At 41.8% G+C, this 13,565-nt stretch carries 12 protein-coding genes; 9 read left to right on the plus strand and 3 right to left on the minus strand.

The genetic code is table 11. From position 1 onward, the window contains the following. Window positions 1–348 precede the first annotated feature (348 nt). Together aceB and aceA are read left to right on the plus strand one after the other, a co-directional pair. On the plus strand, window positions 349–1,962 hold the full coding sequence (aceB, locus tag E5A76_RS08815; RefSeq protein ID WP_161118694.1) for a malate synthase A: 1,614 nt from the start codon (window positions 349–351) through the stop codon (window positions 1,960–1,962). A 133-nt stretch (window positions 1,963–2,095) separates the two neighbouring features. Further along, a complete protein-coding gene (gene aceA, locus E5A76_RS08820) occupies window positions 2,096–3,403 on the plus strand; it encodes an isocitrate lyase (RefSeq protein WP_161118695.1) in 1,308 nt (435 codons plus the stop codon). A 154-nt stretch (window positions 3,404–3,557) separates the two neighbouring features. On the opposite strand, the gene E5A76_RS08825 is transcribed toward aceA, so the two are convergent. Next, window positions 3,558–4,019: a CBS domain-containing protein gene (locus E5A76_RS08825; RefSeq protein ID WP_107165542.1), complete on the minus strand. Its 462-nt coding sequence runs from the start codon at window positions 4,017–4,019 to the stop codon at window positions 3,558–3,560. A gap of 281 nt (window positions 4,020–4,300) precedes the next feature. On the opposite strand from E5A76_RS08825, the gene queA reads away from it, so the two are divergent. From queA to secF, 5 genes are all read left to right on the plus strand, one after another. Next, the gene (gene queA / locus E5A76_RS08830; RefSeq protein WP_161118696.1) at window positions 4,301–5,353 is read left to right on the plus strand and encodes a tRNA preQ1(34) S-adenosylmethionine ribosyltransferase-isomerase QueA; all 1,053 of its coding nucleotides are present in this window, start codon (window positions 4,301–4,303) and stop codon (window positions 5,351–5,353) included. A gap of 288 nt (window positions 5,354–5,641) precedes the next feature. Next, window positions 5,642–6,766: a tRNA guanosine(34) transglycosylase Tgt gene (gene tgt, locus E5A76_RS08835; RefSeq protein ID WP_008987761.1), complete on the plus strand. Its 1,125-nt coding sequence runs from the start codon at window positions 5,642–5,644 to the stop codon at window positions 6,764–6,766. A gap of 15 nt (window positions 6,767–6,781) precedes the next feature. Continuing rightward, a complete protein-coding gene (yajC, locus tag E5A76_RS08840; RefSeq protein WP_008987760.1) occupies window positions 6,782–7,117 on the plus strand; it encodes a preprotein translocase subunit YajC in 336 nt (111 codons plus the stop codon). 40 nt (window positions 7,118–7,157) lie between these two features. Continuing rightward, the gene (gene secD / locus E5A76_RS08845) at window positions 7,158–9,011 is read left to right on the plus strand and encodes a protein translocase subunit SecD (RefSeq protein ID WP_161118697.1); all 1,854 of its coding nucleotides are present in this window, start codon (window positions 7,158–7,160) and stop codon (window positions 9,009–9,011) included. A gap of 12 nt (window positions 9,012–9,023) precedes the next feature. After that, the gene (secF, locus tag E5A76_RS08850) at window positions 9,024–9,971 is read left to right on the plus strand and encodes a protein translocase subunit SecF (RefSeq protein ID WP_053987145.1); all 948 of its coding nucleotides are present in this window, start codon (window positions 9,024–9,026) and stop codon (window positions 9,969–9,971) included. A gap of 54 nt (window positions 9,972–10,025) precedes the next feature. Here secF and E5A76_RS08855 read toward each other — a convergent pair whose 3' ends face one another. Both E5A76_RS08855 and suhB read right to left on the minus strand, forming a co-directional pair. Next, on the minus strand, window positions 10,026–10,952 hold the full coding sequence (locus E5A76_RS08855; RefSeq protein WP_161118698.1) for a VirK/YbjX family protein: 927 nt from the start codon (window positions 10,950–10,952) through the stop codon (window positions 10,026–10,028). Window positions 10,953–11,083: 131 nt separating this feature from the next. Beyond that, on the minus strand, window positions 11,084–11,884 hold the full coding sequence (gene suhB, locus E5A76_RS08860; protein ID WP_053987143.1) for an inositol-1-monophosphatase: 801 nt from the start codon (window positions 11,882–11,884) through the stop codon (window positions 11,084–11,086). Window positions 11,885–12,168: 284 nt separating this feature from the next. Between suhB and trmJ the strand changes: the two genes are divergently transcribed. Continuing rightward, complete coding sequence (gene trmJ / locus E5A76_RS08865) at window positions 12,169–12,909, plus strand: tRNA (cytosine(32)/uridine(32)-2'-O)-methyltransferase TrmJ (protein ID WP_053987142.1); 741 nt, start codon at window positions 12,169–12,171, stop codon at window positions 12,907–12,909. Between the two features lie 110 nt (window positions 12,910–13,019). Then, window positions 13,020–13,538 carry a Fe-S cluster assembly transcriptional regulator IscR gene (gene iscR, locus E5A76_RS08870; RefSeq protein ID WP_053987186.1) on the plus strand — a complete coding sequence of 173 codons (519 nt, stop codon included), beginning with the start codon at window positions 13,020–13,022 and terminating at the stop codon, window positions 13,536–13,538. The last annotated feature ends 27 nt before the right edge of the window (window positions 13,539–13,565 follow it).

Genomic DNA, 13,565 nt, shown 5'->3' on the forward strand with positions numbered 1-13,565 from the left:
AAGTATCGATGTTTAAAACGAAAAATATTACTAATTACTCATTCTTTTGTTGTGTAATTAAATTACGTAAGTGCATACAAAAAGTATCGTTTTTAAAACAAAGTATCTATTCCGAGTTATTTACTGCCTTTTGTTTTAATTTAGTGTTTTGAGTTTTTACTCTTATTTATTTAAGTTATTGTTTTTGTTGGTTTTTGTTGTTTTTTGTTATTTTAAGATAGAAGGCATGGATTTGCTTTTTGCTATATGTTGCTGCAACGTAAAGAACAGGTTAAGCAATAATGCTTATAAAAAGCTCACTACGGCTTATTGATAAAAGTGGTGATTAAGTTACAAGGGTGGGGCGTTATGACAGATACAGCCGTTCAATCTAACTACCAAATGAAATTATCATTACAGCAACCGCTTACAGAATCGCAGCGTGAGATTTTATCGGATGACGCATTACTTTTCTTAGAACGTTTGGTTGATCGTTTTGCTGAGCGTATTCCTTTGCTGCTAGAAGATCGTGAACAGCGTCAGCGTCAGATTGATAGAGGTCAATTACCTGACTTTGATCCTGAAACAGAATCTATTCGTCAAGCTGAGTGGAAAATTCAAAATATTCCTCAAGATTTACAAGACCGACGCGTGGAAATTACAGGCCCTGTTGATCGCAAGATGGTGATCAATGCGCTTAATGCCAATGTAAAAGTGTTCATGGCTGACTTTGAAGATTCTTTTGCACCAGCATGGAATGAAGTGATCGAAGGACAGCGTAATTTACGAGATGCAGTTAATGGCACCATTGATTATGTTAATCCAGCGAATGGCAAACATTATCAATTAGCCGATGATCCTGCGGTATTGATATGCCGAGTTCGAGGGTTACATTTACCCGAAAAGCATGTGCTGTGGAATGGTAAACCCATTCCAGGGGCGCTATTAGACTTTGCGCTGTACTTTTACCTCAATCAAAAAGCCTTATTAGCTAAAGGCAGTGGTCCATATTTCTATTTACCAAAATTACAGGCATATCGAGAAGCGGCATGGTGGAGTGATGTATTTAGCTATACCGAAGATGAATTTGGATTAGCGCGAGGCACTATCAAAGCCACTGTGTTAATTGAAACACTGCCTGCTGTTTTTGAAATGGATGAGATCTTATTTAACCTAAAAGAGCACATTGTAGGGCTTAATTGTGGTCGTTGGGATTATATCTTTAGCTATATAAAAACCTTACGCCAATATCCAGATCGCATCTTACCTGATCGCCAAGTCGTAACAATGGAAAAGCCTTTTCTTAATGCGTACTCACGCTTGTTAGTTCGCACGTGTCATCGTCGTGGTGCTTTTGCTATGGGAGGGATGGCTGCCTTTATTCCATCTAAAGATCCACAGCGCCAAGCATGGGTATTAAATAAAATTCAAACAGATAAAGCACTTGAGGCAAGTAATGGACACGATGGTACATGGGTTGCGCACCCAGGTCTTGCTGATACCGCATGTGGCGTATTTGATCACGTACTCGGCGATCGTAAAAACCAATTAGATATTACCCGTGATAACGATGCGCCGATTACGGCAAATGAGTTATTAGCTCCTTGTGATGGTGAACGAACAGAAGAGGGAATGCGTCACAATATTCGTGTCGCGGTGCAATACATTGAAGCATGGATTTCTGGTAATGGTTGTGTGCCAATTTACGGATTAATGGAAGATGCGGCAACCGCTGAAATTTCCCGTGCCTCGATTTGGCAGTGGATCAAACATAAGCAAGCGTTATCAAACGGTAAAGTGGTCACTAAAGCGTTGTTTGAGCAAATGCTGGCTGAAGAAATGTTGGTCTTAAAAGAAGAGTTAGGTGGTGTTCGCTTTAATCAAGGACGCTTTGATGAAGCAGCTGAATTGATGGCGAAGCTGACCACAAGTGAAGAGTTAGAAAACTTCTTAACCTTACATGGTTATGAATATTTAAATTAAGCGCCATAGCGTTTGTATAACTAAAGAGAATCCGAGGTAGTTGAGGGTCGCAGTACCAGATGTATGTTGAAAATTAGTATCAATTAACCGTCATACCAACGGATGAAAGCGGATAGATACGAGGGATACCATTATGACATTAACACGCCAACAACAAATTGAAGCAATTGAAAAAGACTGGGCGGAAAACCCACGTTGGAAACATGTTAAGCGTACTTATAGTGCGGAAGAAGTCATTAATCTACGCGGCTCGTTTGCTCCAGCTAATACTATTGCTCAGCGTGGTGCTGACAAGTTATGGCAATTAGTTAATGGTGAAGCGAAAAAAGGGTATGTGAATTGTTTGGGTGCATTAACAGGTGGCCAGGCTGTTCAGCAAGCAAAAGCCGGTATTGAAGCGATTTATTTATCAGGCTGGCAAGTGGCAGCTGATAATAATACCGCATCGACTATGTATCCAGATCAGTCGTTGTACCCAGTAGATTCTGTGCCTGCTGTGGTGAAACGTATTAATAATTCTTTCCGCTGTGCCGATCAAATTCAATGGGCGAATGGTGGTAACCCAGAAGACGGTGTTGATTATTTCTTACCGATTGTCGCTGATGCGGAAGCGGGTTTTGGTGGCGTACTTAATGCTTATGAGCTTATGCGTAGCATGATTGAAGCAGGTGCTGCCGGTGTTCACTTTGAAGATCAGTTAGCGTCGGTGAAAAAATGTGGTCACATGGGCGGTAAGGTACTTGTGCCTACTCAAGAAGCGGTGCAAAAGTTGGTCGCAGCTCGTTTAGCCGCTGATGTGGCTGGTACAACAACACTCGTGATCGCCCGTACTGATGCCAATGCTGCGGATTTATTAACGTCAGATTGCGACCCATATGATAAAGACTTCATTATTGGTGATCGTACTGCAGAAGGTTTCTACCGTGTCCGTGCTGGCATCGATCAGGCGATTGCTCGTGGCTTAGCATACGCACCATACGCAGATTTAATCTGGTGTGAGACCGCGACCCCATGTTTAGAAGAAGCGCGCAAATTTGCTGAAGCGATCCATGCGCAATACCCAGATCAGTTACTGGCTTATAACTGTTCGCCATCGTTTAACTGGGAGAAAAATCTTGATGCTGAAACCATTGCTAAATTCCAGCAAGAGCTTTCAGACATGGGCTATAAGTACCAGTTCATTACCTTAGCGGGTATTCATAATATGTGGTTTAACATGTTTGAATTAGCACATGCTTACGCGCAAGGTGAGGGGATGCGTCACTACGTTGAGAAAGTACAACGTCCTGAATTTGAGGCTGCAGAGAAAGGCTATACCTTTGTTGCGCATCAGCAAGAAGTGGGAACGGGCTATTTCGATACCATGACTAATACGATTCAAGGCGGTAATTCTTCAGTAACAGCACTGACTGGCTCTACAGAAGAAGATCAATTTAAGTAATTAAGCTGCATCGCAATGAATAATATTTTTAAGATAACGTGTTTACTAACTATCCTAGCAAAGTGTTGTTATCAGCAGTACTTAAGTATGGGCCGCAGCTTTAAATGAGTACTGACTATTACGTTATCATCGGGGAGCATGACGCTCCCCTTTTTTATTCGTCTAACATCTCGAAGTCAGACTCAATAGGATCAACTTCTTCCAGTGTTTCTATTAATGTAATCGCAATCGCGACAAAGTCTGAATCTGTGATAATACCGACCAGTTTTTTCTCTTTTACTACAGGTAAACAGCCTATTTTATGTTTTTGCATATACAGTGCGGCTTGTTTTAATCCTGCACGATAATCAACACTCATTACTTTTGTGTTCATTGAATGATCAAGTAAAACATCCAGTGTTGAGGATAGCGGGTTTTCGATAATAGATTTGAGATTTGAATCTTGAGCGGAAAGAATATCACGCTGGCTAACGAGTCCTATCAATTCATTATTATGATCAGTAATAGGAATATGACGAATAGATAAATTCTCCATCATTTCCTTTGCATCCAGCAAAGTATCATTGCGTGATAAGGTTCGAGGTTGGGGTGTCATCATATCAGCAACAGTGAACATATTAACCTCCATGCAAGTGCGGTTAAAACAGCAAATAGACGAGTAATTTGCTTATCTTTTCTTCAATATATCGAATTGCGTTGCAAAAACGCATGATGAATATCAAATATTTCAATATATTCTATGTGGATATTGCTTGGGTTAAGTGGAAGTGATGAGCGTTCGTTTTAATGGTTTAGCGAAAATTATCCATTTTAATCGAGTGAAATAACAGTTGGCTTCGCATCTTGGGGGAAGTTAAGTATATAATGCCCGCTTGCTGTGATTTAGGGCGTAATACAATGCAAGTTTCAGATTTTGATTTTGAACTACCAGACGAGTTAATTGCTCGTTATCCTCAACCAGAACGTACCGCAAGCCGTTTACTACAAATGACGGGTAATACGGGTGAGTTAGCACATAAATGCTTTAAAGATGTGTTAGATCTTGTGCAACCGGGCGATTTACTTGTATTTAATAATACTCGAGTGATCCCTGCGCGTATGTTTGGGCATAAGGCGTCGGGTGGCAAAATTGAAGTGCTAGTTGAGCGCATGCTTGATGACAAATCTATTTTGGCTCACGTTCGTGCTTCTAAGCCGCCAAAGCCTGGTAATGAGCTATTGTTGGGTGAAAATGGTGAATTCTCAGCTGAGATGGTTGCACGTCATGATGCACTGTTTGAAATTCGCTTTAACAGCGATAAAACAGTACTAGAGATCCTTGATATCGTCGGTCACATGCCATTACCGCCTTACATTGATCGTCCTGATGAAGATGCAGACAAAGAGCGTTACCAAACGGTTTATAATGCAAAGCCGGGTGCAGTAGCTGCACCAACGGCGGGTTTACACTTTGACGATAAGTTAATGGCTGATCTGAAAGCAAAAGGTGTTAACTTTGCGTTTGTGACCTTGCATGTTGGCGCAGGTACATTCCAGCCAGTACGTGTGGATGACATCAATGATCACCACATGCACTCAGAATATGTAGAAGTACCTGAAGATGTAGTCGCTGCAGTTAATGAAACGCGTGCTAACGGTGGTCGTGTTATTGCTGTGGGGACAACATCAGTGCGTTCTTTAGAAAGTGCTGCACAAGATGCATTAAAGAAAGGTACTGAATTTAAGCCATTCTTTGGTGATACTGATATCTTTATCTTCCCTGGTTATCAGTTCCAGTTAGTGGATGTATTAATTACTAATTTCCACTTACCAGAATCAACCCTAATTATGTTAGTTAGCGCTTTTGCTGGCTATGAAAATACCATGAATGCCTATCATGAAGCAGTGGCAAATAAGTACCGCTTCTTCAGTTATGGTGATTCAATGTTCATTACTCGTAAAGACGCGTAAAACCCGATAGTTTAACGCTTGTTATAACGAGTAAAGATTAAGGCTGCTTTTTGTTACAATTGCAGCCTTTGTTGTGTCTGTAGCTTAGTATAAATTCTGTTATATAACCCAGTCACAGCATGACGTTCTTCCGCTACGCTTTAGTTAATCTTGTAATTAATGTAGCTAAAGCTAAGCTGGCAATCATCGTTATCATGATTGTTTATGTGGTTTCTCAGCATGTGCTGGTGGAGCTAGGTCCTGTAATGGGAAATTCGTCAGATTGTTTCTCTGGCTTTTGGAGGTTTTGTGAAATTTGAATTAGATAAAACTCAAGGACGCGCTCGTCGTGGTCGCTTGCAGTTTGAACGCGGTACAGTAGAAACGCCTGCATTCATGCCAGTGGGTACTTACGGTACAGTTAAAGGTATGACGCCTGAGGAAGTGAAAGACACAGGTGCGCAAATCCTGTTAGGTAACACTTTCCACTTATGGCTTCGCCCAGGTCAAGAAGTAATGAAATTACACGGTGATTTACATGACTTCATGCAATGGCAAGGTCCTATTCTTACCGATTCAGGCGGTTTCCAAGTATTTAGCCTTGGTTCTCTACGTAAGATCACTGAAGAAGGTGTTCACTTCCGTAACCCTGTAAACGGTGACAAGATTTTCATGGACGCTGAAAAGTCGATGGAAATTCAAAAAGATCTAGGTTCTGACATCGTAATGATTTTCGACGAGTGTACGCCATACCCAGCGACACACGAAGAAGCGAAGAAATCGATGGAAATGTCACTACGTTGGGCTAAGCGTAGCCGTAATCACTTCGATAAACTTGAAAACCCGAATGCACTGTTCGGTATTGTTCAAGGTGGTGTTTACGAAGACTTACGTGATGTGTCTGTTGAAGGTCTAACTAACATCGGCTTTGACGGTTACGCAGTTGGTGGCTTAGCAGTAGGTGAGCCTAAAGAAGACATGCACCGTATTCTTGAGCACACATGTCCACAACTTCCAGAAGATAAGCCTCGCTACCTTATGGGCGTAGGTAAACCTGAAGATCTAGTGGAAGGTGTTCGTCGCGGTATTGATATGTTTGACTGTGTAATGCCAACACGTAATGCCCGTAATGGTCACTTATTTGTGACTGGTGGTGTGATCAAGATCCGCAATGCGAAACATAAAACAGACACAACGCCTTTAGATCCGCATTGTGACTGTTACACTTGTCGTAACTATTCAAAAGCGTACCTATATCATCTAGATAAGTGTAATGAAATCTTAGGTGCACGCTTAAATACTATTCATAACTTACGCTACTACCAACGTTTGATGGAAAGTATCCGTAAGTCAATTGAAGAAGATCGTTTCGATGCGTTTGTAGAAGAATTCTACGCTCGTCGAGACCGTGAAGTTCCACCATTAAATGTTTAAACGAGGACGTTATTAATGAGTTTATTTATCTCACAAGCACACGCAGCAGCAGAAGGTGCCCCTCAAGGCGGTAGCATGCAGCTATTCATCATGCTTGGTCTATTCGCTGTTATTTTTTACTTCATGATTTACCGTCCACAAGCTAAGCGTGTGAAAGAGCACAAAGCGCTGATGAGCTCAATGGGCAAAGGCGATGAAGTAATGACTAACGGTGGTCTACTTGGCCGTATCACTAAAGTTTCTGCTGACAGTGATTACATTGTTATTGCGCTAAATAACAATACTGAAGTAACAATCAAGAAAGATTTCGTTACAGCAGTTCTGCCAAAAGGCACTATGCAGTCTCTTTAATTCTGCAAAAATAAAACATTCGCTTTGAAGGATCATAGCAGTGCTTAACCGATACCCCCTATGGAAGAACCTGATGGTGTTGTTCGCACTTATCATTGGTTTGCTTTACGCACTTCCTAACGTGTACGGTGAAGATCCAGCGATTCAAATCACCGGGGCGCGCGGCGCCTCGGTTGATATGAGCGCTCTGGATACCGTTACCGAAGATTTAAAAAAGAACAATATCCCTTACAAGTCAGCTGTTTTTGAAAATGGCTCTGTACTTGTCCGCTTCAATGATACTGATACTCAAATCAGTGCCCGCGATATCCTTAATAGTGAATTAGGTAAAGACTACGTTGTAGCGCTAAATCTTGCCGCTTCCACTCCTTCATGGCTTGAGTCTATTGGTGCGACACCAATGAAATTAGGTCTGGATTTACGTGGTGGTGTTCACTTCTTAATGGAAGTTGATATGGACGCAGCAATGGAAAAACTTCTTGGTCAGCAAGAAGAAACGTTCCGTACGGAGCTGCGTGAGGAAAAAATTCGCTACCGTGCAATCAGTAAAACGAAAGACAGCGTTCAAGTTCGCCTGCGTGATGAAGCGCAATTAGAACAAGCTGAACTAGCGTTAGAAAAATTGCATCCTGATATGGTGTTCACTACCAGTGAAACAAATGGTCGTTTTGTATTAACGGCTAAATTTACTGAAGAGCGCTTACAGGAAATCCGTAATTATGCTGTTGACCAAAACATCACCATTTTACGTAACCGTGTAAATGAACTAGGTGTGGCAGAACCACTGGTACAGCGTCAAGGCGCAAACCGTATTGTGGTTGAGCTACCGGGTGTTCAAGACACGGCACGTGCAAAAGAAATTTTAGGTGCAACAGCAACCCTTGAGTTCCGTGAAGTAGACAGTAGTGCTGATTTAGCTGCCGCTGCTGCAGGTCGTGTACCTGCGGGTAGTGAAGTGAAGATGACACGTGATGGTCGCCCTGCGGTACTGAAAAAACGTGTGATCCTAGCGGGTTCTCACATTACCGATGCAAGCTCAAGTGCTGATGAATATGGTCGCCCACAGGTGAATATCTCGCTAGATACCGAAGGTGGTAGCAAGATGACAGCGTTCTCAAAGAACAATGTCGGTAAGCTGATGGCAACGGTATTTACTGAGTATAAAGACAGCGGTAAACGTGGTCCTGACGGTAAAGTGATCCTTGAGAAACATGAAGAGGTTATCAACCAAGCAACGATTCAATCGGCACTTGGTCGTAACTTCCGTATCACAGGTATCGACTCACAAGCAGAAGCGCATAACTTGTCGCTATTGCTTCGTGCTGGAGCCTTGATTGCACCAATCTCAATTGTTGAAGAACGTACCATTGGTCCATCAATGGGTCAGCAAAACATTGATATGGGTGTACAAGCGTGTATCTGGGGTATGGTGGCGGTAATGCTATTTACTCTGCTTTACTACCGTGGTTTTGGCTTGATCGCAAACCTTGCACTAATAATGAACTTGGTATTGATTATCGGTGTTATGTCGATGATCCCAGGGGCTACCATGACCTTACCGGGTATCGCCGGCATTGTATTAACCGTCGGTATGGCAGTTGATGCGAACGTGCTGATCTTTGAACGTATTCGTGAAGAATTACGTGAAGGTCGCAGTCCACAACAAGCTATTCAGCAAGGTTATGGTAATGCATTTAGCACCATTGCCGATGCGAACATTACGACCTTGATTACCGCAATTATTCTATTTGCTGTAGGTACTGGTGCGATCAAAGGTTTTGCCGTGACATTATCGATTGGTATTTTGACTTCGATGTTCACAGCGATTGTTGGCACTCGTGCCGTAGTTAACTTGATCTACGGCGGTAAACGCGTAGATAAGTTGTCGATTTAAGAGGACGCAGACATGAGACAAATATTGAATGCGGACAAAGTCGTCGACTTTATGCGTTGGTCAAAAGTTGCTTTTGTGTTCTCGCTATTAATGATCGCAGGATCCATTGGTACGATTGCAACAAAAGGGCTTAACTGGGGCTTAGACTTTACTGGCGGTACGCTAATTGAAGTGAGTTTCAAAGAGCCTGCTAATTTACCTTTGATCCGTGAATCATTAGAGAAAGCGGGATTTGGTGATGCCGTTGTACAGAACTTTGGTACAGCGCGTGATGTCATGGTGCGTTTACAACCGCGTGATGATGTTAAAGGTGAAGTGTTAGGTAACCAAATCATCGATGCTTTAAAACAAGGTACTGCGCAATCTGTTGAAATGCGTCGTATTGAGTTCGTTGGTCCGAATGTGGGCGATGAACTAGCTGAAGCGGGTGGTATGGCAATTCTGATTGCATTGCTATGTATCTTACTTTACGTGTCATTGCGTTTTGAATGGCGTTTAGCTGCAGGTGCGGTAATGTCATTGGCGCACGATATCATCATTACTGTTGGTATCTTCTCTCTATTACAAGTAGAAGTTGATCTAACGATCGTGGCGGCGTTACTTACCGTTGTCGGTTACTCATTGAACGATACTATCGTTGTCTTTGACCGTATCCGTGAAAACTTCCGTAAGATGCGTAAAGAAAGCCCAGCTGAAATCATGAATAATTCGATTTCACAAACATTGAGCCGTACCTTGATCACATCGGGTACCACTTTGTTTGTAGTTATTGCCTTGTTCGTATTAGGCGGCAGCATGATCCACGGCTTTGCATTGGCGTTATTGATCGGTATTACTATCGGTACTTACTCTTCAATTTACGTTGCATCAGCACTAGCGCTTAAACTGGGTATTACCCGTGAGCACTTGATGCCAACGCCAGTTGAAAAAGAAGGTGAGGAATTTGATGCAATGCCATAATGGGTAAGCATCAATTCAGACTAAAAAAGGATCGCATAAGCGATCCTTTTTTTATTATTTTAAAGCGATGGTTTGTTGAATCTCAGTTTTGACTTGATCCAGCCATTCATAACGTCGGCGATACATTGCACGCTTAGGACGTGAAATATCTTCAGGATCTCGACGTACATCTTCCATCGGTAATTGATAAAAATGTTCATCGTATTCTGTACCACTTAATGCTTCCCAATGGCGGTTATAGTCTGTTTTGATCCTTGAATTACCGTATTTTTTAGATTTATAACGTTTGGCGCAATAGGTATGGGACTCGTTTTTGATCGCTAATAAATGATCGATATGCCAGCAGTTGGCAATAAACGTCATCATTTTTATCATCAAATCTTTTGGCCGTTGCCCATGTAGTGTTTTTGTGAGTCTTTTTATTTTAAGGTTGTTTTCGTCGTTACTCGCAGGACCTTGTAACCCACCTATAATGATACTCCGTCTATCGTCCTGATTATTCACGATAAACGTTACGGTATAAAAGTTATTACCTTTGGCATCAAACAAGACTAAGCAAAGCTCGCCTTCTTTTTGGTAACGGCCATCAAAGGTTAAATTAAGGGAGTATTCTTCATCATCAACAATGAATGAAGTTAATTTCAACCCATTATGATTGGCGAAAATACGCTCTTTTGTAGCTGATGGTAATTCATTAGAAATGAACTGATAGTGCTGAGTAATAAACGTTACACGCTGGCTAGGTGCAGCGGTATTTGTTATGTAAGGACGAAAAGGTTTTTCAATGAAACGGTTGTGTCTTTTACATAATGTATTGAGTAATGTTGGTTCAATACCATAAACGAGTTTTTGAAGTGATGACTTATAGAAAAGACTGCGAGCGATAAACTTCAGTCGATAATGCCAAAGTGGATTATATTTTTCTGCCAGTTCAGGGGGATAAACTTCAGTCGATAATTGGCGAAGAGATAGATTATTCATAATTCTTTATAGGTATATTTATTGCTATAAAGTAATTATATGGTAACTAACAAAGTTTTGACATAGAGATAAATAAAACGCCCTGCTGAAACTCAGCAGGGCGTTTTTAATCTTACTGGATAACTAAATGATTATTTAGTTAGTGCGTCGCTACCGAATTCACGGATTTTAGCAAGCATTGGTTTAACTACACGTGCGTTACCAGCAACGATATTGCCAGTTGTTAGGTAGTTAGTGTTACCAGTAAAGTCAGCACAGATAGCACCAGCTTCACGCGCGATTAGTTCACCCGCAGCAATTTCCCAAGGCTTTTGACCTAGTTTGAATACGCCGTCAACACGACCAGCAGCTAGGTAACATAGATCCAATGCTGTAGAGCCTGATTGACGCATGTCATCACACTCGATAAATAGTGCATTTTGGATTTTTAGGTAGCTTTCTGCGTGTTGCTTAGCAGCGAAAGGTAGACCTGTTGCTAGAACAGTACCTGTTAGATCACGAGGTTGAGAAGCACGAATACGCTGGCTGTTTAGCTGAGCGCCAGCACCACGTGTTGCTGTGAATAGTTCGTTACGAGCAGGATCATAAACAGCAGCAACTTCAGTACGACCACGCATACGTAGCGCGATAGAAATTGCAAAGTGTGGGTAACCGCGAACGAAGTTCTTGGTGCCATCCACTGGGTCGATAATCCATTGACACTCTTTGTCACGTCCTTCTTTGTTACCAGATTCAGCCGCAACAATGCAGTGATCAGGGTAAGACTTAAGGATTGTATCGATGATGATAGCTTCAGCTTCATGATCGATGTTGGTAACAACATCATTACCTTTATTAGCAACTTCAATTGCTTGAGGTTTTTCTAGAGATTTAATGACATGGTCACCAGCCTTTCGCACAGCGCGAATGGCAATATTAAGCATCGGATGCATAGGATCTTCCCAACGGATGTTAAAGAACTAAAAAGCGGCGGCGAGTATAACAGAGCTAAAAAAAAAAGGAAGTGGTTATTTTTTCGTCATTGATACAAATCTATTGCGCGTTTGTGCTGGTTAATACGTACTAAACATGGATAAATAACCTTGATTAGCACAATCTGATTATTGAATAGTAGTAATAGATAATTACTGATATCAAAAACACATGTTTTCCCCATTTTTGTTATGGCTGTGCTAAAATCCCTCAGCTTTAGTTAATTGTGGAATGTTGCTTCATCATGTTAGATAAAATTCGCGTTGTATTGGTTGGTACATCACACCCAGGAAATATTGGTTCAGCAGCTCGTGCCATGAAGGTGATGGGTTTGACGAATCTGGTATTAGTTGATCCGGCTTGTGAGATTGATAGCCATACAATTGCATTGGCTGCTGGGGCTGCCGATGTGGTTGAAAATGCAAAGATTGTAAAAACACTTGATGAAGCAGTATCAGATTGTGGTTTAGTTGTCGGCTCTAGTGCGCGTTCTCGTACATTAGAATGGCCGCAATTAGATCCTCGTGAAAACGGTATTAAAGTGGTTGCTGAGTCAGAGCACCATAATGTAGCGATCTTATTTGGTCGTGAACGTACTGGTTTAACCAACGAAGAATTACAAAAATGTCATTGCCATGTCTATATTCCAGCAAATCCAGAATATAGTTCATTGAATCTGGCAATGGCAGTACAGACGGTAAGTTATGAAGTCCGTATGGCCTATTTGGACAGCCAAAAGCATACGGGTAAAACGCAAGTTGAAGAATATCCTCGCGCTGAAGAGCTTGAACGTTTTTATGTTCATCTTGAGCAAGTCACTCGTCAAACCCGCTTCATAAATAAAAATCATCCCGGTATGGTGATGGCAAAATTACGTCGCTTATTTACTCGTGCTCGCCCAGAGCAGCAAGAGCTGAATATCTTACGAGGTATTTTATCGTCAGTTGAAAAGACTATTGAAACCCTAGAAAAGAACAATAAATAACCTTTTTACTCGTAAGGGTGAATAACCAACTAAATTGGTCAGGTAAATACTTGACCGTTTTGGTTGGTTATGCGAAACTTGCTGAAACTATTCAAGCAGGTAGCAATGTTATGAAGTTGACTTCAAAGGGAAGATACGCGGTAACAGCAATGTTAGATGTAGCATTGCACTCGCATAGTGGGCCAGTGCCATTGGCGGATATTTCAGAACGCCAAGGGATTTCATTGTCTTACTTAGAACAATTATTTTCGCGTCTTCGTAAAGCAGGTTTAGTTACGAGTGTTCGTGGACCTGGCGGTGGCTACCGTTTAGGCGAAGAAGCGTCAGATATTGCTGTTGGTATGGTGATCGCAGCTGTTGATGAGTCAGTGGATGCAACAAAATGTCATGGGAAAGGGGACTGTCAAGGCGGTGCTCGTTGTCTAACCCACACGTTGTGGCATGACTTAAGCGATCGTATTAGCGGCTTTTTAAATAACATCACTCTTGGTGAGTTGATGAAAGATAATGATGTACAAAGCATTTCTGATCGTCAGGATGAGATCCTACAGGGGAATGCTAAAGCATCTTTTGGACATAAAAAATTACACGACAGCGCCACAACAATAGGTGTCGATGTCCGCTCCTAGAGACCAGACGTTCGTGTTTTCGGAGAA

Origin of the sequence: Photobacterium lucens (genome assembly GCF_009873615.1) — a bacterium.
In the GTDB taxonomy this organism is placed as follows: Bacteria; Pseudomonadota; Gammaproteobacteria; order Enterobacterales; family Vibrionaceae; genus Photobacterium; species Photobacterium lucens.

Bases quoted from the DNA above. Each gene is read 5' to 3' on its own strand.
- trmJ (WP_053987142.1), top strand. From the start codon at position 12,169: ATGTTAGATAAAATTCGCGTTGTATTGGTTGGTACATCACACCCAGGA.
- suhB (WP_053987143.1), bottom strand. From the start codon at position 11,884: ATGCATCCGATGCTTAATATTGCCATTCGCGCTGTGCGAAAGGCTGGT.
- aceB (WP_161118694.1), top strand. From the start codon at position 349: ATGACAGATACAGCCGTTCAATCTAACTACCAAATGAAATTATCATTA.
- aceA (WP_161118695.1), top strand. From the start codon at position 2,096: ATGACATTAACACGCCAACAACAAATTGAAGCAATTGAAAAAGACTGG.
- secF (WP_053987145.1), top strand. From the start codon at position 9,024: ATGAGACAAATATTGAATGCGGACAAAGTCGTCGACTTTATGCGTTGG.
- queA (WP_161118696.1), top strand. From the start codon at position 4,301: ATGCAAGTTTCAGATTTTGATTTTGAACTACCAGACGAGTTAATTGCT.
- E5A76_RS08825 (WP_107165542.1), bottom strand. From the start codon at position 4,019: ATGTTCACTGTTGCTGATATGATGACACCCCAACCTCGAACCTTATCA.
- yajC (WP_008987760.1), top strand. From the start codon at position 6,782: ATGAGTTTATTTATCTCACAAGCACACGCAGCAGCAGAAGGTGCCCCT.
- iscR (WP_053987186.1), top strand. From the start codon at position 13,020: ATGAAGTTGACTTCAAAGGGAAGATACGCGGTAACAGCAATGTTAGAT.
- E5A76_RS08855 (WP_161118698.1), bottom strand. From the start codon at position 10,952: ATGAATAATCTATCTCTTCGCCAATTATCGACTGAAGTTTATCCCCCT.